15 protein-coding genes and 1 pseudogene are annotated in these 17974 nt (G+C 73.4%); 9 read left to right on the forward strand and 7 right to left on the reverse strand.

What is annotated here, in order from left to right:
- Positions 1-15 precede the first annotated feature (15 nt).
- Positions 16-1692: a hypothetical protein gene (locus tag ACFYYT_RS36135; protein WP_351827627.1), complete on the forward strand. Its 1677-nt coding sequence runs from the start codon at positions 16-18 to the stop codon at positions 1690-1692.
- A gap of 21 nt (positions 1693-1713) precedes the next feature.
- Here the strand turns inward: ACFYYT_RS36135 and ACFYYT_RS36140 are convergent, their stop codons facing one another.
- Positions 1714-3123 (reverse strand): ABC transporter substrate-binding protein, encoded by a 1410-nt coding sequence (locus ACFYYT_RS36140; protein WP_351827629.1) that lies wholly within the window; start codon positions 3121-3123, stop codon positions 1714-1716.
- 197 nt (positions 3124-3320) lie between these two features.
- Between ACFYYT_RS36140 and ACFYYT_RS36145 the strand changes: the two genes are divergently transcribed.
- Complete coding sequence (locus ACFYYT_RS36145) at positions 3321-3767, forward strand: hypothetical protein (protein WP_351827668.1); 447 nt, start codon at positions 3321-3323, stop codon at positions 3765-3767.
- Between the two features lie 14 nt (positions 3768-3781).
- Positions 3782-4645: a formyltetrahydrofolate deformylase gene (purU, locus tag ACFYYT_RS36150; protein ID WP_351827632.1), complete on the forward strand. Its 864-nt coding sequence runs from the start codon at positions 3782-3784 to the stop codon at positions 4643-4645.
- 113 nt (positions 4646-4758) lie between these two features.
- Here the strand turns inward: purU and ACFYYT_RS36155 are convergent, their stop codons facing one another.
- Complete coding sequence (locus ACFYYT_RS36155; protein ID WP_351827636.1) at positions 4759-5280, reverse strand: EF-hand domain-containing protein; 522 nt, start codon at positions 5278-5280, stop codon at positions 4759-4761.
- Positions 5281-5558: 278 nt separating this feature from the next.
- Here ACFYYT_RS36155 and ACFYYT_RS36160 point away from each other — a divergent pair, with 278 nt between their 5' ends.
- On the forward strand, positions 5559-6119 hold the full coding sequence (locus tag ACFYYT_RS36160; protein ID WP_351827638.1) for a sigma-70 family RNA polymerase sigma factor: 561 nt from the start codon (positions 5559-5561) through the stop codon (positions 6117-6119).
- Entirely contained in the window at positions 6119-7453 is a 1335-nt protein-coding gene (locus tag ACFYYT_RS36165; RefSeq protein WP_351827641.1) for a maleylpyruvate isomerase N-terminal domain-containing protein, read from the forward strand. The genes ACFYYT_RS36160 and ACFYYT_RS36165 overlap by 1 nt, the downstream gene beginning before the upstream one ends.
- A 53-nt stretch (positions 7454-7506) precedes the next feature.
- On the opposite strand, the gene ACFYYT_RS36170 is transcribed toward ACFYYT_RS36165, so the two are convergent.
- The 3 genes from ACFYYT_RS36170 to ACFYYT_RS36180 all read right to left on the reverse strand — a co-directional run bounded on the left by ACFYYT_RS36170 (position 7507) and on the right by ACFYYT_RS36180 (position 11299).
- Positions 7507-8967: a CHAP domain-containing protein gene (locus tag ACFYYT_RS36170; RefSeq protein WP_351827644.1), complete on the reverse strand. Its 1461-nt coding sequence runs from the start codon at positions 8965-8967 to the stop codon at positions 7507-7509.
- 94 nt (positions 8968-9061) lie between these two features.
- Entirely contained in the window at positions 9062-9334 is a 273-nt protein-coding gene (locus tag ACFYYT_RS36175) for a hypothetical protein (RefSeq protein WP_351827646.1), read from the reverse strand.
- A 288-nt stretch (positions 9335-9622) separates the two neighbouring features.
- A complete protein-coding gene (locus tag ACFYYT_RS36180; protein WP_351827648.1) occupies positions 9623-11299 on the reverse strand; it encodes an AMP-binding protein in 1677 nt (558 codons plus the stop codon).
- Positions 11300-11438: 139 nt separating this feature from the next.
- On the opposite strand from ACFYYT_RS36180, the gene ACFYYT_RS36185 reads away from it, so the two are divergent.
- The 4 genes from ACFYYT_RS36185 to ACFYYT_RS36200 all read left to right on the forward strand — a co-directional run bounded on the left by ACFYYT_RS36185 (position 11439) and on the right by ACFYYT_RS36200 (position 15576).
- Positions 11439-12665, forward strand: coding sequence for an amidohydrolase family protein (locus ACFYYT_RS36185; protein WP_351827651.1), 1227 nt, complete (start codon positions 11439-11441; stop codon positions 12663-12665).
- Positions 12665-13819, forward strand: a complete 1155-nt coding sequence (locus ACFYYT_RS36190; RefSeq protein WP_351827653.1) for an acyl-CoA dehydrogenase family protein — start codon at positions 12665-12667, stop codon at positions 13817-13819. The genes ACFYYT_RS36185 and ACFYYT_RS36190 overlap by 1 nt, the downstream gene beginning before the upstream one ends.
- 4 nt (positions 13820-13823) lie before the next feature.
- Positions 13824-14723: an acyl-CoA dehydrogenase family protein gene (locus ACFYYT_RS36195; RefSeq protein ID WP_351827656.1), complete on the forward strand. Its 900-nt coding sequence runs from the start codon at positions 13824-13826 to the stop codon at positions 14721-14723.
- A 400-nt stretch (positions 14724-15123) separates the two neighbouring features.
- Positions 15124-15576 (forward strand): ATP-binding protein, encoded by a 453-nt coding sequence (locus ACFYYT_RS36200; protein ID WP_351827659.1) that lies wholly within the window; start codon positions 15124-15126, stop codon positions 15574-15576.
- A 197-nt stretch (positions 15577-15773) separates the two neighbouring features.
- Here ACFYYT_RS36200 and ACFYYT_RS36205 read toward each other — a convergent pair whose 3' ends face one another.
- Both ACFYYT_RS36205 and ACFYYT_RS36210 read right to left on the reverse strand, forming a co-directional pair.
- Positions 15774-16634 (reverse strand): immunity 49 family protein, encoded by an 861-nt coding sequence (locus ACFYYT_RS36205; RefSeq protein ID WP_351827662.1) that lies wholly within the window; start codon positions 16632-16634, stop codon positions 15774-15776.
- A gap of 11 nt (positions 16635-16645) precedes the next feature.
- Positions 16646-17974: pseudogene (locus ACFYYT_RS36210) on the reverse strand (hypothetical protein); the annotation flags it as partial.

Here is a 17974-nt window from a genome sequence, read left to right on the forward strand (position 1 = left end):
GGCAGAGGAGCACCGGTGACGACGCAGAGCGGACAAGGGGGCGTCCCCCGGCCCGGGGCGCCGGATCCGGCACGGCCGGAGCAGGACCCCGGGTACCCGGCGCAGTCGGCGCCGGGGGCCGGCGAGCCGTGGGGCGGCCCGGGGTACGGCTACCCGCCGCCGCACCAGGCCCCGTACGGGCAGCAGCAGCCACCGCAGCAACAGCAGTACGGGCAGCAGCAGGAGCAGCCGCAGCAGTACGAGCAGAACCCGCAGCCGCAGCAGCCGTACGGGCAGCAGCCGCAGCAGCAGCCGCAGCAGCAGCCGCAGCAGCAGCCGTACGGCGGGCAGCCGCAGTACGGGCAGGGGCAGCCCGCGTACGGGTACCCGCCCGAGGGGCACGTCGTCGGTCCGGGCTTCGAGGGTCCGGGCGCCCCGCACGGCTACGGCTACCCGCCCCTGCCCGACGCGGTCACCCAGTACATCCCGCCCGTCCCGGCGGCCGACGGGCACCCGGGCGAGGCGGCGACCCAGTACATGCCCCCCGTCCCGGGCGCCGGGGCGCACCCGGGCGAGGCCGCGACGCAGTACATCCCGCCCGTCCCGGCGGCCGACGGGCATCCGGGCGAGGCGGCGACCCAGTACATGCCCCCCGTCCCGGGCGCCGGGGCGCACCCGGGCGAGGCGGCGACGCAGTTCATACCCCCCGTCCCGGCCACCGACGGGCACCCCGGCGAGGCGGCGACGCAGTACATCCCGCCCGTCCCGGGGGCTGCCGCGCAGGATCCGGCGGCCGCCGCCGCGCGGCACGCCGAGGCGGCCACGCAGTACATGGCGCCCGTGCCCGCGGGGCCGGTGAACCCCGCCACGGCCGCCGAGGGCTTCGACTCGCTGTTCCGGACCGACGACGGCGCCGCGACCGGGCACACCCAGCAGCAGCCGCCGGCCCGGGCCGAGGCTCCGGTGCCCCGGCGGACGCCGCCCCCCGCGCCCCCGCAGAACCGCCGGGCCCCGCAGCAGCAGCCCCCGCCGCCCCCGCAGCACCAGCAGTACGCACCGCCTCCGCCGCCCCCGCCGGCCGGGCGCCGGATCTCGCCCGTGGTGATCGCCGCCGGGGTCTTCGGCCTCGCGGTGGCCGGACTCGGCGTCGGCGCGCTGCTCGGCCACGGCAAGGCCCAGAACAACGACCCGGGTGCGGTGGTCCCGGCGGCCACCGGCTCGGCCAAGGGCTCGGCCGGGGACGCCCCCGTCGATCCGGCCCGCCCGCAGGCCGTCCAGCTGGACAAGCTGCTCGCGGACAGCAACGACAGCCGGGCCGCGGTGATCAAGGCCGTGGACGACATCAAGGACTGCAAGAACCTGGGCCAGGCGGGTCAGGACCTGCGCGACGCGGCCCGCCAGCGCGAGGAGCTCGTCACCCGGCTCCAGGAGCTCAAGGTGGACCTGCTGCCCAACCACGCACGGCTCTCGGCGGCCCTCACCAAGGCCTGGAAGGCCTCGGCGGCTGCCGACGACAGCTACGCGGACTGGGCGGACGACATGAACCACGACAAGGGCGCCTGCAAGGACGGCAAGGCCAAGTCGACCGACAACGCCGCCGACGGCAACCGGTCGAGCGGCGAGGCCACCAAGTCCAAGGAGTCGGCGGCGGCCCTGTGGAACTCGATCGCGTCCAAGTACGGCCTTCCGCAGCGCGACAAGTCCGAGCTCTGACCGGGGCCGGTCCGCACGGGATCAGGCCGAGCGCGGGGCCTGCTCCAGCGTCGGGGTCATGTCCTGGGGCGCCTCGCCGGGCTGGTCGACGATGCGGCCGGCCTGGACGATCTGGAAGCTGACCCGGCCGTTGACCAGCCGCGGGAAGCCGGCCACGGCGCGCATGTCCTGGTAGCGCCAGCTCAGGTCGGGGGTGAGACCGGCGGTCTTGACGCTCTCGGACTGGTTGAGCGCCCGGGCCAGCTTGCGGGCGGTGACCTCCTCGCCGTCCTTGAAGCGCTGCACGACGTCGTTCAGGACGGTGTACGCGATCCAGGTCGTCTGCGCCCCGCTGTCGTCGGGGTCGACGGTGTCGTCGCCGAACGCCCGCTCTGTGATCACCTTGCGCATCGGCGCCCACAGCGGATCGGTGGACACCGGGTACCAGCTGGTGACGTACGCGCCCTCGAAGGGGCTCTCCTTGCCGCCGGTGCGGTCGACCAGGCCCTGGCTGACGCTGCCGAGGACGGAGGCGATCTGCGGGTTGCGGTGCTGGCCGTCCTGGCGGCGGAAGGCGTCGAAGAAGGTCTCGGTGCGCTCGCCCAGGACGGCCGTCACGCAGGGCCGGCCCTCCTTGGCCGCGGCGGCCGGGGCCCCCGTCCCCTTGCCGTCCTTGGCGGTGCCGCCCGACGGCGTACCCGACGGCGTACCCGACGGGCTCCCCGAGGGCGTGCCCGCCGCGCCGCCCGCCTGCCCGCCCGCCGCGCCGCCCGCCGAGCCGTCGGCCAGGGCCTCCCGGGCCTGCGGGGTGAGGTCGGCGGCGTCCTCGGCGGCCCGGATGTCGGAGGCGTCCGGCATCTTGTTGGCCCGCAGCCCCGCGTTCAGCAGGATCGGCATGGAGTCCCCGGCGAGGGTGTCGGGGCGGACCAGCGACACCTGGGAGCAGGCCTTGCCCAGCTGGTGCCCGGCGCCGGCCAGCAGGGCGGGCTGGCCGCCGTTGACCGGGTAGGAGAGGGTGCTCTGGAACTCCTCGGCGGAGACCCCGTAGCCGCCGATGAAGGGGATGCCCTCGGCCTCCAGCGGGGCCATGAAGGCGCGCCCGTGCTGGCTGTACGAACCGACGACGGCGACGGCCTTCTCGGCGATGGCCTGGCGGGCGCAGTCGGCGGCGCCGGTCGGGGTGTTCTTCTCGTTGCAGGTCAGGACGCGCAGCTTGCGGCCGTGGATGCCGCCGTTGGCGTTGACCCAGCGTTCGTACGCCTTCGCCATGCCGGGCATACCGGGCATGTTGGTGGCCTTCGTGCCCATCGGTGCGAAGGTCATGACCGTGAGGGTGCCACCGGAGCCCGCCGAGCCCCCGGGCAGGGCCCCGCACGCGGTGGTGAGACACGCGCCCAGCGCCGAAGCAAGGAGCAAGCGGGACAAGGCGGTTGCGCGTCTGCGAGTGGTCATGTCCACCGACCATTCCGCCCGAGGGGGAACTGGGCGGTGAGGTGTACACAACATTCGGTGACACCGAGGTGAATTGCGGGGGGACCGCGGGCGCACAGGTGCTTCAAGATCGCAGGTGGGGGGAACGTACGATCGAAAGCGTGACATTCGCCCAAGGTTCGAAGAACTCTTCCCGCCGCGGCGGCCGCTCCTCCACCATGGGCGGCATGCCCCTCAACGACATGCCGTGGTGGCGCTGGCGCAGCAACGTGCGCTCGGCGCTGCACATGCTTTCCGACCCGGTGTTCCAGGAAGAGGTCTGGCTGGCCGGCGCCGAAGGGTACGGGGACGTCACGGACGCCGTGTACCGGCTCGTCGAGGACACCTGGCTCGACAGCTGGTCCGCCGAGAAGTACGTCGGCACGATCTTCCGCGACGCCCAGGAGGCGGCCGTCGTCGACCTCGCCGTCCTGCGGGTGCTGCGGATCCTGCACCAGGTCGGTCCGGACGCGCCGGTCTCCGCGTACCTGGAGCACCACGCCTGGCCGGAGGCGGTCCGGGCCGCCCGCGAGGCGCACGTCCGGCTGGCGACGGCGGACGGGGAGGATCCGGACGACCGGCCGGCCTCCGTCGACGTGCTGAAGATCCTGACCCGCGCGGTGTGAAAGGCTATGCCGTCATGAGCGACCCGCAGCCCCAGCAGTACGTCCTGACCGTCTCCTGCCCCGACAAGCAGGGCATCGTGCACGCCGTGTCGAGTTACCTCTTCATGACCGGGTGCAACATCGTGGACAGCCAGCAGTTCGGAGACCGCGAGACCGGGCTCTTCTTCATGCGGGTGCACTTCGAGGCCGAGTCGTCGGTGACCGTCGAGAAGCTGCGCGCCAGCTTCGCCGCCATCGGGGACTCCTTCCGGATGGACTGGCAGATCCACCGCTCCGACGAGCGGATGCGGATCGTGCTGATGGTCTCGAAGTTCGGGCACTGCCTGAACGACCTGCTGTTCCGCTCGCGGATCGGCGCGCTGCCGGTGGAGATCGCGGCGGTGGTCTCCAACCACACGGACTTCGCCGAGCTGGTCGGCTCCTACGACGTGCCGTTCGTGCACATCCCGGTGACCAAGGACACGAAGGCGGCCGCCGAGGCGCAGCTGCTGGAGCTGGTGCGCGAGCGGAACGTCGAGTGCGTCGTCCTCGCCCGCTACATGCAGGTGCTGTCCGACACCCTGTGCAAGGAGCTGAGCGGGCGGATCATCAACATCCACCACTCCTTCCTGCCGAGCTTCAAGGGCGCCAAGCCGTACCACCAGGCGCACGCGCGCGGTGTGAAGCTCATCGGCGCCACGGCGCACTACGTGACCGCCGACCTCGACGAGGGCCCGATCATCGAGCAGGAGGTCGAGCGCGTCGGCCACGAGGTCACGCCCGACCAGCTCGTCGCCATCGGCCGTGACGTGGAGTGCCAGGCGCTGGCCCGCGCGGTGAAGTGGCACAGCGAGCACCGCGTGCTGCTGAACGGCTCGCGCACCGTCGTCTTCGCGTAGGCCCCGGCCGCCGGGTCCCGGCCGCTCCGGCCGCTCCGGTCCGCCTGCCGGGTCCCGGCCGGTCCGGCCCCGGCGGCCCCGGCGGTCCGCACGTCCGCCGGGGCCGCCCGGCATCACGCGTCGGGAGCCTCGACCCCGCAGTAGCCCGCGAAGGCCGCCAGGATCTCGTCCTCGGAGATGCGGCCGTCGCCGTCCTCGTCGAGGGCGGCCGCGACCGGGCCGGCCAGCTCCGCGGGGGTGCCGAGGACCCGCAGCACGCGCGCCGCGGCCGCCGGGGTCGCCGAGCCCGAGCCGTCCTCGTCCGCCACCGCGATCACCGCGGCCAGGAACGGACGGGCGATCTCCGCGAACCGCTGCGGGCTGTCGCGCAGCCGCTTCGCGGCCCCGGTGACGAACTCCTCCCGGGACACCCGCTGGTCGCCGTCGACGTCGGCGATCCCGGCCATGCCCTGCCAGAACGCCTCCGCGCCGTTGAAGACGGCCTGGCCCTTGTCCGACCGCGCGGTGGTGCCGAATTCGGCCAGTACGGCCCTGGCCGCCGTACTGAAGTCCTCGCGGTCGATGTAGCCGGACCCGTCCTGGTCGAAGGTGGCGAATCGGGCGGCGATCTTGCGCTCGTATTCTGCGCTGTCCATATTCGGCGTTCCGCCTTCACATGTGCGTTGGGGTGCAGTTGGGGTGCAGATCAAGACAGGCAGGAGCGTACGGCCTCGGTGGCCTGAGCGTTAAGCGAAGCGGTCAAGCAGGTGGCCGCATCGAACCCGCGCACGGGGAGCGCGGTGGGGCGCGTACATCCGTTCGTGCGCGGCCTCTAGCACGTACGTCCCGCCTCCCGCACGGGCTTTCCCCAAAACAGGCGCATTCCGTCAGGTGCGCACTACATTTGACGGGACGGCACACGGCGGGAGGCGGCATGGCGAGGGACGTTCCACCGCGCTGGGACCGCCGCATGCAGCAGCGTCTCGCCCGGGGCGAGGCCGCCGCGCTCGGTGAGCTCTACGACCGGTTCGCCTCCCTCGTGCACGGCCTGGCGCACCGGGTGCTCGGGGACGAGAAGGCCGCCGACCGGATCACCCGCGAGGTCTTCGGCTACATCTGGGAGAACCCCGAGGCCTACGACCCCCAGCAGGGCTCCATGCGCTCGTGGGTCGCCCGCATCACCCAGCGGCAGGCCGTCGACCGGCTGCGGCAGGTCGAATGCGGCCGCGGCTCCCGCGAGGAACTGGAACAGAAGGTCCGCAGCGCCAACGCGGCCGCCCGCGCCGACTACATCGTCTCCTCCATGCCCGCGCCGCTGCGCGCCGCCCTGGAACTGGCCTACTTCAAGCGCCGCGACTACCGGCAGGCCGCGGCCGACCTCAAGATCAGCGAGGACGAGGCCCGCCGCCGGCTGCGGCTCGGCCTCCAGCTGCTGTCGACCGCCAACGTCCTCCCCCGGGAGGACCCCGCCCCGCGCCGATTCGGAACGACCTGATGACCGGCCCCGCCGAAGGCACCCCCGACGACGCCCACGAGCGCGCGGCGCGCGCCGCGCGCATACCGGGCCCCCGGCCGGCCGGCGACGACCTCCGGGCGTCCCGGATACGGCTGATGGAACCCGCCCCCGCACCGCGGCCCGCGGCCCTGTCGGCAGCGGAGCCCGCGGCCGTACCGGAGCCCGGGCCGGCCGCGGTCGCGGTGCCGCCGTCCGGCGCCGAGCAGCGGCCCCGGACGCACGGCGTGCTGAAGTCCCTGCTCGGGGCGTGGGCGCTGGCCGCCTGCTCCGCCGAGGAGACCCGGGCCGTCGAGGACCACCTCACCGAATGCGCGCCCTGCGCGGAGGAGGCGCTGCGGCTGCGGGACGCCGTGGGCCTGCTGCACCCCGAGGAGACCCTCGACCTCAAGCCGCTGCTGCGCTCGCGGGTGCTGGAGGACTGCCTCGGCAGGCGCCCGGCCCGCATCCCGGTGCCGGTCTGGGCGCGCCCGTACGACACCGAGACCGCGCGGCTCGACGCCCTGCTGCGGGACTTCGGCGAGGCGGAGTGGGGCACCCCGGTACCGCTGAAGTGGTTCGAGGAGCGGGCGCCCCGCACCCGGCGGACCACGGTGGCCGGAGTGATCGGGCATCTGCTCACGGTGGACGGCCTGGTCGCCACCGCCCTCGGGCTCGACGATCCGCTGGGCCCGCAGGCCCCGCCGGACGGCGGCCCCGAGGGGCGTACGGAGCACTTCTGGAGCTCGGCGGCGTACGAGGCCACCGGCGCGGTCCGCGAAACCTGGCGCGAGCAGGGCCACACCCTGCTCCGTACGGTCTCCTTCGCCGGCCGGGGCGCCGACGAACTGGACGTGGACTACGGGGCCTTCGCCCTGCCGCTGGCCGACGCCTTCCTGGAGCGGGCCTTCGAGTGCTGGGTGCACGCCTGGGACATCGCCGAGGCGGTGGACTACCCGTACGGGCCGCCCTCGGGCCCGCACCTGAACCGCATGATCGACCTCGCGGCGCGGCTGCTGCCCGGGGTGCTGGCGGGCCGGCGCCGCTCGGGCCTGGCCGGCCCGGCGCGCGGTCTGGTCGCGGCGGGCGCTCCGGGGCGGACCCTGCACCTGGAGATCGAGGGGGCGGGCGGCGGCTCCTGGGACATCGCCCTGGACTCCCCGGCGGCGCGGCCCTCGCGGGAGCACACGGTGGCGGAGGTGGCGCTGGACGGCGTCGAGTTCTGCCAGCTCGCCGCCGGGCACATCTCCCCGCAGGACGCCGCCGTGGGCCAGACCGGCGACCGCGAGGCGATCCGCGACGTCCTCTTCGCGGCGGCCTCGCTGAGCAGGCTCTAGTGCCGCCCCCGCCCTCCCGGTGGGGAAGGCGGGGGCCGGTGGCGTGGCCGTGGTCAGGCGGTGGGGAGGGCGTTGACGAGGGCGGCCGGGACGGCGACGACGTCGTCGAAGCTGAGCTTGCCGGGGCCGAATTCGGTGGCGGCCATGGCGCGCTTCCTGCCACCGGCGGTGACCTGCCAGACGGTTCCGTCGCCGCCGCGGGGCAGGAGCATGGTGCCGTCGGCGGGGGCGGTCCTGGCGGCCGCGCCGCTCAGCCAGGCGCCGGGGGCGGCCTCCAGGGTCCTCCGGTCGTAGCCGAGGCCGGTGAAGTCCTCGTAGGAGAGCGGGACGGCCTTGCCGCCGGCCATCACGTAGACGGTGGCGTCGGCGCCGGAGGAGCTCTTGACGACCGTGCCGTTGCCGGGTGACGTGGCGACCGCGCCCCTGAGCCACTGGCCGGGGACGCCCATCAGCATCTGCTGGTCGTACTCGTTCGCCGTCCATTCCGCGCCGGAGATGGGCAGGGCCGCGCCGTCCACCATCACGTAGCGGCTCGGGTCCTTGCCGGTCTGGTCCATCACGACGATGCCGGAGGCGATCTTGCGCTGGCCGGCGGCCCGGAGCCAGGCGGTCGGGACACCCATGTCGGGGCGGGCGTTGTAGCCCGCCTCGGTCCAGTCGGCCCCGCCGATGCCGAGGGCCGCGCCGTCGACGATCACGAAGCGGGAGTTGCCGCCCGCCTGGTCGTGGACGACGGTGCCGGCCGGCGGGGCGCCGGGCAGCGAGCGGAAGGCCGCGTCGTCGACCAGCACGATCCGGCTCAGGTCGTAGCCGTCGGGCGCCACGTCGGAGGCGGCGACGGGGATGCCGGCGCCGGAGATCATCACCTTGACGTCGGCGGCGTTCGGGGACTTCACGAGGGTGCCGGCGGGCAGCGAGGCCGGGTTCGGGTACGAGGGGGTGCTCGTGCCCGCGGGGGAGACGTAGCCGCTGATCGTCTGTCCCCAGGGGGCCGCGCCCACCCGCCAGTCGGTGGTGCTGTTGGTGCTGACGCGGCCCGGGTAGCCGCCCTGGTTGCCGCCGGTGATGGTGACGGTGCCGCCGGATATGGCGGTGACGATGGCCACGTGGTCGTCGCCGGTGCCGCCGCCGTGGTTGTAGACCACCGCGTCGCCCACGTGCGGGGTGCTGGAGAGGGTGCCGTACTTGACGCCGTAGCCGTAGAAGCTGTCGGCCAGGTCGTTCAGCGCCGAGAGTCCGGTGACGCCGTTGCGGGCCCAGACCCAGCCGGCGAAGTCGGCGCACCAGGCGTGGGTCCGCTGGCCGCCGCTGCAACTGCTGTTCTGGTTGGGGCCGCCCAGGTAACCACCGTGTGCGCACGCCCCGTTGCCGGCCTCGGCGCGGGCCGTGGCGGCGATGCCGTCGGTGAGCGCGGAGGCGTGGGCCGGGCCGGACAGCACCACCGTCAGCGCGGAGGCGGCCAGGGCCGAGGTGGAGGCGGCGCGCAGGGCGGTGGTCTTGCGGGCGCTGGGCATGGCTGTGCTCCTGAGGTGTGCGGGGAAGTTGCTGGGCGGGGCGGGGCGGGGCGGGGCGGGGCGTGCGGGGCGTGCGGTGGCCGGGCCGGGCGGGTCAGCCGGGGATCAGCGGGCCGGGGGAGTAGCCGCGGGCGGCGCCCGCCGTGAGGGCGAGGGAGAGCAGTCCGTACGCCTGGTGCGCGGCGGCGGCGGGGTGCTCGGCCCGGACGAACAGGGCCACGTGCAGACCGCGCGGCTGCGGGCGCACCCGGACGTGTTCCAGGCCGTGCGGCGGGCGGGCGTGGGCCCACAGGGCGTCCTGGAGGAGGCTCGCCCCGCTGCCGGTGCCGGCCGCACCGGTGGTGCTGCGCAGGGGGATGCGGACCAAGAGCACGTGGTCAGTCCCAGCCGATGACGGCGCCGTCGCCGTCGGCCCCGGCATCGGGGCCCTCGTGCTGCGTACGGGCGGTTTTCGGCATGGCTGTGCCCCCGGGCTTCCGTCGAGTCGGTGGTGGTGGCCACCGGGGCGGGGCGGCCTTCGCGTGTCCCGCCGCCGCTCCGGTGTGAGCACCATCCTGTGCGGGCCGGACGTTCCCGGGAAGCGCTTCAGGGCGGCACCAAGCGGCCGGGCAGCTTGGTGCCAGGGGCCCTGGTCAGGCCCCGGCCCGGACCCCGGTCAGGGGCGGGAAAAACGTTCCCGCAGGCGGTACTTGAGGACCTTGCGCAGGGCGTCGTTGCGGGGCAGCGCGTCGACCAGCTCCAGCTGCTCGGGGAGCTTGTGCGGGGACAGCCCCCGCCCGCGCAGGTACGCGGTCACCGCGTCCAGGGTCAGCGGCGCGGCGCCCGCCGGCTGCTCGACCACGGCGCAGACGCGCTCGCCGCGCTCCGGGTCGGGCAGGCCGATGACGGCGACGTCGCCGACGGCCGGGAGCTGGTGGAGGAGGTCCTCGATCTCCTTCGCCGAGATGTTCTCCCCCTTGCGGATGATGACGTCCTTGCTGCGGCCGGTGAGGACCAGGTGGCCGTCCGCGGTGAGGTGGCCGAGGTCGCCGGTGATCAGGTAGCCGTCGGCGTCGAAGGCCTCCGCCGCGGAGTCCCCGCGGTTCAGGTAGCCCCGGCAGACGGCCTCGCCGCGCAGCCGCACCTCGCCGTCCGTGCCCGCGGGCAGCGGGGCCCCGCCGGGGGTGGTGATGCGGATGGACATGCCCTGCGGGGGGCGGCCCTCGGTGGTGGCGAGGTTCTCCGGGGTGTCGTCCGGGGACCCCATGGTGATCATGGGGACCTCGGTCATGCCGTAGCCGTGGGTGAGCTGGCAGCCCAGTTCGCGGACGACCGCGTGGTAGATCTCCGGGGGCTTGGGGGCGCCGCCGCCCGCCAGCAGGCGCAGGCTCGGGATGAGCCGCGTGGCGGGGTCCTTGCGCTGTTCGGTGAGGAACATCGAGTAGAAGGCGGTGGAGCCGCCCGCGACGGTGACGCCGTGGCGCCGGTACCCGTCCAGGGCGTCCGGCAGCGCGAACTTCTCGAAGAGCACCGCGGGGAACCCGTACAGCAGCAGCATCACCAGGTAGTCGGGTCCGCCTATGTGGGCGTACGGGAAGGCGATCGAGCCCACGTCGGCGGGGGCCGGCCTCAGGGCGTGGGCGAGGCAGGAGCCGCCGGCGAGGAGCGAGCGGTCGGTGTGCAGCACGCCCTTGGGGTCGGAGGTGGTGCCGGAGGTCCAGTAGATCCAGCGCACGGAGGTGCCGTCGGCCGGCGGCGGGGGCAGCACGGCGGGGTCGCCCTCGGGCAGGTCCGCGTACGCCTCGAAGACGCCGCGGGCGCCGAGCCGGGCGGCCATCGCGGTGTGGTCGAAGCCGCGCCAGACGCCGGGGACGGCGAAGAACTCCGCCTTGGCCTCGCGCAGCGCGAAGCCGGTCTCGCGGTCGCGGTAGAAGGGGATCACGGGCGTCTGGACGGCGCCGAGGCGGGCCAGGGCGAGAGAGAGCAGCACCGTCTCGATGCGGGTCGGGAGCTGCCAGGCGACGACCGTGCCGGGGCGCACGCCCTGGCCGTACAGGCCCGCGGCGACGCGCTCGGCGCGGGCGCACAGCCGGCCGAAGGTCAGGGTGCGGTCGTCGGCGGGGTCCGGGGCGGCCTCGATGAGGACCGGGGCGTCGGGGGTGAGGGCGGCCCGGCGGGCGACCAGTTCCCAGAGCGTGGCGGCGCGGCTCAGCTCGGTGGCGGTGGCGGTGGCGGTGGCGGTGGCGGTGGCGGTGGCCGCGCGGGCTTCCCCGGTCGAAGCGACGTCCGCCCCGTTGTCCGCCCCGTTGTCCGCCCCGTTGTCCGTCCCGTTGTCCGTCCCGTTGTCCGTCATCCCGGACCTCCCCTGGGCAAGGCAGCCAGTTGTCTGACGGTGAGTCAGATCAGGCGGAGAGCGTAGGGCTCCGGCGCTTGTCGGTCCAGGGGTGGCGCGGCTAGCTTGTTTCTGACGATCCATCAGATTGGGGAGCGCTATGGAACTGCCTCGGATCATCAGCGTCGACGACCACGTGATCGAACCGGCCCACCTGTTCGACGTCTGGCTGCCCGCCAAGTACCGCGACCGCGGTCCCCGGCCGCTCACCGCGGGCATCGGCGAACTCGCCTACACCGGCGGCAAGTACGTCATCACCATGGACCCCGACGGACCGCCGACCGACTGGTGGATCTACGAGGACCTCAAGTTCCCGTACAAGCGCAACATCGCCGCCGTCGGCTTCGACCGCGACGACATGACCCTGGAGGGCATCACCCGCGAGGAGATGCGCCGCGGCTGCTGGGACCCCAAGGCGCGCCTCGCCGACATGGACCTCAACCACGTCGAGGCCTCCCTGTGCTTCCCGACCTTCCCGCGCTTCTGCGGCCAGACCTTCGCCGAGGCCCACGACAAGGAAGTGGCCCTGGCCTGCGTGCGCGCGTACAACGACTGGATGGTCGAGGAGTGGTGCGGCGACAGCGGCGGCCGCCTCATCCCGCTGTGCATCATCCCCCTGTGGGACATCGGCCTCGCCGTCGCCGAGATCCGCCGCAACGCCGCCCGCGGCGTGCGCGCCGTGACCTTCTCCGAGATCCCCACCCACCTCGGACTGCCGTCCATCCACTCCGGCTACTGGGACCCCTTCTTCGCGGTCTGCCAGGAGACCGGCACCGTCGTCAACATGCACATCGGGTCCAGCTCCCAGATGCCCGCCGCCTCCCCCGACGCCCCGCCCGCCGTCCAGGCCTCGCTCAGCTTCAACAACGCCATGGCCTCGATGATGGACTTCCTCTTCAGCGGCGTCCTGGTGAAGTTCCCGGCGCTCACGCTCGCCTACAGCGAGGGCCAGATGGGCTGGATCCCGTACGCCCTGGAACGCGCCGACGACGTGTGGCGCGAGCACCGCGCCTGGGGCGGGGTCCGCGACCTGATCCCCGAGCCGCCGTCCACGTACTACTACCGGCAGATCTACTGCTGCTTCTTCCGCGACAAGCACGGCATCGCCTCGCTCGACGTCGTCGGCCGCGACAACGCCACCTTCGAGACCGACTACCCGCACGTCGACTCGACCTTCCCGCACACCAAGGAGGTCGCCCTCGACCACGTGGGGGGCCTCGACGAGGAGACCGTCTACAAGCTGATGCGCGGCAACGCCATCCGCATGCTCGGCCTCGACCTCGACCGGGACGCCGACAGCGGTCCCGGCCGGGACCGGGTCCGCTGATGGACCTGACCTACACCGAGGAGGAACGGGACTTCCGCGCCCGGCTGCGCGAATGGCTCGGCAAGACCCTGCCCGAGCTGCCCGCCAAACCCTCCCCGGACGACTGGCCCGCCCGCCGCGCCTACGACCTGGGCTGGCAGCGCCGCCTGTACGACGCCGGGTACGCGGGCCTGCACTGGCCCGTCGACGCCGGCGGCCGCGGCGCCACCCCGACCCAGCACCTGATCTTCCTGGAGGAGACCGAACGCGCCGGCGCCCCCTACGTCGGCGCGAACTTCGTCGGCCTGCTGCACGCCGGCCCCACCATCGCCGCCGAGGGCACCGCCGAGCAGCGCGCCCGCTGGCTGCCGCCCGTCCTGCGCGGGGACGAGGTGTGGTGCCAGGGCTTCAGCGAGCCCGACGCGGGCTCCGACCTGGCCGCCCTGCGCACCCGGGCGGTGCGCGACGGGGACGCGTACGTCGTCACCGGCTCGAAGATCTGGACCTCGCACGCGGAGATCGCCGACTGGTGCGAACTGCTGGTGCGCACCGACCCCGGCGCGCCCAAGCACCGGGGGATCTCCTGGCTGGCCATGCCGATGGACGCGCCCGGCGTCACGGTCCGGCCGCTGCGCACCCTCGCCGGATCGGCCGAGTTCGCGGAGGTCTTCCTCGATGAGGTCCGGATCCCGGTGGCGAACCGGGTCGGGGCGCAGAACGACGGCTGGCGGGTCACCATGGTGACGCTGTCCTTCGAGCGGGGCACCGCCTTCGTCGGCGAGGTCGTCGCCTGCCGCCGCACGCTGACCGGGCTGGCCCGGGCCGCGAAGGCCAACGGCCGCTGGGACGATCCCGTCCTACGTCGCACCCTCGGTCGCCTCTACGGGGAGTTCGGGGCCCTGTGGAGGCTGACGCAGTGGAACGTCAGCGCGTCACAGCGCTCGGGCGGCGTCCCGGGCGCGGGCGGCAGCGTCTTCAAGCTGGCGTACTCGCACGCGCGGCAGGAACTGTACGACGCGGCGGCCGAGGTGCTCGGGGCGGACTCCCTGGCGCTGGAGGAGGAGTGGGTCCTGGACCGGCTCTCGTCCCTCTCGTACACGATCGCGGCGGGCACCTCGCAGATCCAGCGGAACATCGTCGCCGAGCGCATCCTCGGCCTCCCGAAGGGCCGGTGACGCCATGGACTTCCAGCCGACCGAGGACCAGCGGGACCTGCGGGCGGGCGTACGGAGCCTGCTCGCCGGGCGGTACGGACGCGAGGCCCTGCGGGCGTCGGTGGACGCCGGGGGCGCCCTCGACCGGGCCCTGTGGCGGGAGCTGGGCGAGGCGGGCTTCTTCTCGCTGCGCCTGCCACAGGCCCGCGGCGGGGCGGGACTCGGCCTGCCCGAGGCGGTCCTCGTCTTCGAGGAGGCCGGGCGGGCGCTGCTGCCGGGGCCGCTGGTGGCCACCCACCTGGCCGCCGGGGCCGTCCCGGGCGCGGCGGAGGGGACGGCCGTGGTCACCGCCTTCGACCTGGACGGGCCGCTGGTGGCGCACCTGGGCGAGGCCGACGCGCTGCTGGGCGGAGCGCTCCCGGCCGGGGAGCCGGTGCCCTCGGCGGACCCGCTGACCCCGCTGTGGCGGACGGCCGGCCCCGCCGGGGAACCGGGCGCGTACCGGGACGAGGGGGCGCTGCTGACGGCGGCGCTCCAGACGGGGAGTGCGCTGCGGACGGTGGAGCTCGCGGTGCGGTACGCGGGGGAGCGCGAGCAGTTCGGGCAGCCGATCGGGGCGTTCCAGGCGGTCAAGCACCTGTGCGCGCGGATGCTGGTGCGGGCGGAGCTGGCCCGGACGGCGGTCTACGCGGCGGCGGTCACGGCGGACGGCGCGGAGATCGCGGCGGCCAAGCTGCTGGCCGACGAAGCGGCGGTGCGCGGCGCCCGGGACTGCCTCCAGGTGCACGGCGGGATGGGCTTCACCTGGGAGGCGGACGTACACCTGCACCTGAAGCGGGCGTGGGTGCGGGCGCGGCAGTGGCGGACGGCGGCGCAGGAGGAGGAACTGCTGGCGGAGCGACTGCTGGCGGAGTCGGCGGGGTAGGCGATCACCGGGGCCCGGCCGGCGGTCGGCGGTCGGCGGTCGGGGGGCCGGGAGCCCCGCCGGGCGTAGCAGTGCGTGACGGGAGGTGCGGTGGAGGCACGGGAAGGACAACGCGGGACGCATGTCCGATTACGGAGAGTTGATATCGGTTTGTGTCCTTCGCCTGCCCCGATGCGGGCCAGAGGCAGGGGTGTGCTCCGGTACGCTCCCACGAATGCGAGCGGTTGAGCGGCGTGAGCGCCGCACAGTATGCACCACGCCTACTCCTTCGCGCTGGAATATGCCCGAAGCGCTTGTTGTGGTGACTGTACGTCAACCATGCTGCTCCGCAAGGGGATCACGTTCGGTGATCCCGTCCTGTCGCGAGGCGAAGTGTCCGCCGGTTCGGATGGTGTGAGCGGTGCAGGTGCTTCAGGTACAGCTGGAGGTAGGGCCGGACCCCGCCGAGGTCGGCCGGGCCCGCCGATGGGCGCGGTCCAGGCTGGCGGGGTGCGGGATAGGGGACGACGAGCCGCTCGCCGAGACCCTGATCCTGCTGATCTCGGAACTGGTCACGAACGCGGTCGTGCACACGGGCTGTCCGGCCGTGCTGCGGATGCTGTTCGGGGGACCGGGGGTGCGGGTCGAGGTCGCCGACGCGAGCGACCGGGCCCCGGCCCGCCGGTGCGCCGCCGGTGACGACACCGGCGGGCGCGGCCTGGAACTGGTCGACGGGCTGGCGGACCGGTGGGGCTGGCAGCGCGAGGGCGCGGGCAAACGCATCTGGTGCGAGATCGACCGGTCGGAGCCTTCGCAGGCGTCGGGTCCGGACGAAAACTTTGCCCGCTGCCGGGAACCGCGCGTGTACCTCTAACGAGGTGTTGACGGTTCGTCACCTGTTGATCACCCTGGTGGTGAGCGATTCGTCGCGAGGGGACGCCAAGGGTCCTGCCTTGACGAGTGCGGGTCGTGGGGTGGCGGCTGCCGTGCCGCGCTCGGGGTGCGCACGAACGCACGCCGCCACCCGCAGGTCCCCGGGCCGGCCCACCCGGCCGTGCCGTCGGCCCCGCGTCACACCTCGAACTCCCCGACCCAGGAGCGCTTGAGCAGGTGCTCGGGCAGGTACGGGGACTCGACACCGACCGGGATCCCGCCGTCGTAGGCGAGACAGGCCACGGCCAGGACCGCGACCGGCACCCGGCCATCGATGTCCTCGGCCCGCTCGGGCGTGGCCGTCCAGTACCGCCTGTGGAGTTCCAGGGCCTCGATCAGGGCCAGGTGGAAGCCCTCTTCGTCCTTGCGGAGGAACTTGTAGAAGAGGTTGATCGGCGGATACGCGATGTGCTGGATGTATTCCCGCCCCGCGATGACGGCGACGTCGGGGTGCGAGCGGTCGAAGGTGGCCGTCAGCTCCTCCACCAGCTCCGGGCGCTTGAGCCAGTACGCCTGGAGGGTGGCGACCCAGTGGTAGAGGTAGTCATCGTGATCCGCACCCGCGGCACGCAGCACGTCCAGCGGCAGCTCGCACAACTCCGTCATGCGCGACAGGTCCCGGGTGATGATCGCGTACCAGAACGCCTTCACCCACGCGGAGGCGCGCGCGTAGTGATTAGGCCCTGTCGCGGGCAGGGTGCGCACCGCGTGGTGAATGCGGCACTGAGTCGTACCCTCGGTCATCCCCGCGGTACGGAAGAGCGCCGAGCCCAGCTGAGCGGCGTCGACCACCGTCTCCCAGGTCATCAGCTCGGCGGCCGTCGGATCCACCAAGGTGCGGGACTGCACGTGCAGGTCCGCCTGGTTCCAGACCCGGCCGAGCTGGTTCGGGAGTACGGCGAGCTCGTCAATGTTGGCGACCAGCCGCTCGTCCTGACTCCTGACCCAGTCCGCGCGCGCCGGATCGGGACCCGCGTGGCTCTCCACGATGACTGTCATCTTTACCCCTGTCAGTTGCTGATATCGAAGCGCTGAATCGTATGCCCGGTATAAGTGCCGGAGTTGTCGGCACCCTTTACCACTACGTAGTCGACCTTTCCTGCCTTTAGTGCCGCATCGAGCTTGTCGAACAGTGCTTTCTCCGCCGGGTTCGTACCGCCTCGCTTCTCCATTTGCGCGAGGATGTCTTCGAAGTAGGCCCGGGTGCCCTGCGACACCCGGTCACCGGCGACGCGCCGCTCACCAAGGTCGGTACCGACGTTGCCCTTGGCCTCGACCACAACGTACCTGTCGCCGTGTTTGTAGACCTGGTCGAACTGGTCGTTACCGTTGGCCGGGCCGAAGACCGGCTCCTCCTTGGCGCCCGGGAACTCCTTCGGTATCGCGTGTTCGCGGGCGATCGCCTCGCCGAACGCCTCGCTCCTCTTGGAGAGCGCCTCGTGGAAGGGCTTGTGGTGGGCCCTGGCCTGTTCCATCGCGGCCAGGGTCTCGTCAGTGCCCGCTGCCTTGTGGGCCGCCTTGGCGTCCGCGTAGTCGGTGTGCGGCCTCTTGTCCGCCTGCATGGCGTCCCAGCGTTCCTTGGCCGCTTTGTCGAGCTTTTCGGTCATCTCCGCAGTGACCGTGGGGTGGTCGTGCGTAACCGTCCTGGCTTCGTCCAGGTAGTTCGGGGGAACCGGCGGAGGGAGCTGCGACTTCGGGATCCACTTGCCCGGCGAGACCTCGACCAGCTGCGGCGGGACCAGCCCGGTGTGGTCCGGGACGACCTTGAGCCGGTGCCCGAGCTTGTTGTAGTGCTGCTTCCGGTACCCGTCCGTCGGATCGTTCGCCCGGTGGACCTGGTACTCCATGATCTGCTTGCGCTCGGCGGTGGTGTAGTCGTGCGCGTTGTCCCGGTGCGGGGGGAGCTCGGGGCGCTCGCCGTGGCTGGGCGTCACGGGATCGGGGCCGCCGTGGCCGGGCCCGTGGCCGAGGTCATCGGGGAGACCGGAGCCGCCCTGTCGGGGGATGGTGGGGCCGTCGTGGCCGCCGCCGCCTGTGGTGGGGGTGTCGTGGCTGGCGCCGGTGTGGGTGGTGTCCGTGCCGCCGTGGTGGGTCGTGCCTCCGCCGCCGGGTTCGGTGTGGGCGTTGTGGGCGCCGTGGTCGGCCACTCCGCCCGGGGTGTGTTCGGCGATGCCGCCGGGGGTGTGGCCCGGGGTGTGGGCGGTGGCGTCCGCCGTGTGGGCGCCGACGGTGGCCGGGATCGGCTCGTGCTTGGGGACTTCGGCCAGGGGGTGGTCGGGGCCCTTGGGGACCGAGGTGAGGTCCTGCTTGGGGACGCCGTTGTGGTCCAGGAGCTGGTT

The organism is Streptomyces sp. NPDC002032, assembly GCF_042890765.1.
Taxonomy (GTDB): Bacteria; Actinomycetota; Actinomycetes; order Streptomycetales; family Streptomycetaceae; genus Streptomyces.

Excerpts from the sequence above, each read along its gene's own strand:
- ACFYYT_RS36140 (WP_351827629.1), bottom strand. The coding sequence starts at position 3,123 with ATGACCACTCGCAGACGCGCAACCGCCTTGTCCCGCTTGCTCCTTGCT.
- ACFYYT_RS36145 (WP_351827668.1), top strand. The coding sequence starts at position 3,321 with ATGGGCGGCATGCCCCTCAACGACATGCCGTGGTGGCGCTGGCGCAGC.
- purU (WP_351827632.1), top strand. The coding sequence starts at position 3,782 with ATGAGCGACCCGCAGCCCCAGCAGTACGTCCTGACCGTCTCCTGCCCC.
- ACFYYT_RS36155 (WP_351827636.1), bottom strand. The coding sequence starts at position 5,280 with ATGGACAGCGCAGAATACGAGCGCAAGATCGCCGCCCGATTCGCCACC.
- ACFYYT_RS36160 (WP_351827638.1), top strand. The coding sequence starts at position 5,559 with ATGGCGAGGGACGTTCCACCGCGCTGGGACCGCCGCATGCAGCAGCGT.
- ACFYYT_RS36165 (WP_351827641.1), top strand. The coding sequence starts at position 6,119 with ATGACCGGCCCCGCCGAAGGCACCCCCGACGACGCCCACGAGCGCGCG.
- ACFYYT_RS36170 (WP_351827644.1), bottom strand. The coding sequence starts at position 8,967 with ATGCCCAGCGCCCGCAAGACCACCGCCCTGCGCGCCGCCTCCACCTCG.
- ACFYYT_RS36180 (WP_351827648.1), bottom strand. The coding sequence starts at position 11,299 with ATGACGGACAACGGGACGGACAACGGGACGGACAACGGGGCGGACAAC.
- ACFYYT_RS36185 (WP_351827651.1), top strand. The coding sequence starts at position 11,439 with ATGGAACTGCCTCGGATCATCAGCGTCGACGACCACGTGATCGAACCG.
- ACFYYT_RS36190 (WP_351827653.1), top strand. The coding sequence starts at position 12,665 with ATGGACCTGACCTACACCGAGGAGGAACGGGACTTCCGCGCCCGGCTG.
- ACFYYT_RS36195 (WP_351827656.1), top strand. The coding sequence starts at position 13,824 with ATGGACTTCCAGCCGACCGAGGACCAGCGGGACCTGCGGGCGGGCGTA.
- ACFYYT_RS36205 (WP_351827662.1), bottom strand. The coding sequence starts at position 16,634 with ATGACAGTCATCGTGGAGAGCCACGCGGGTCCCGATCCGGCGCGCGCG.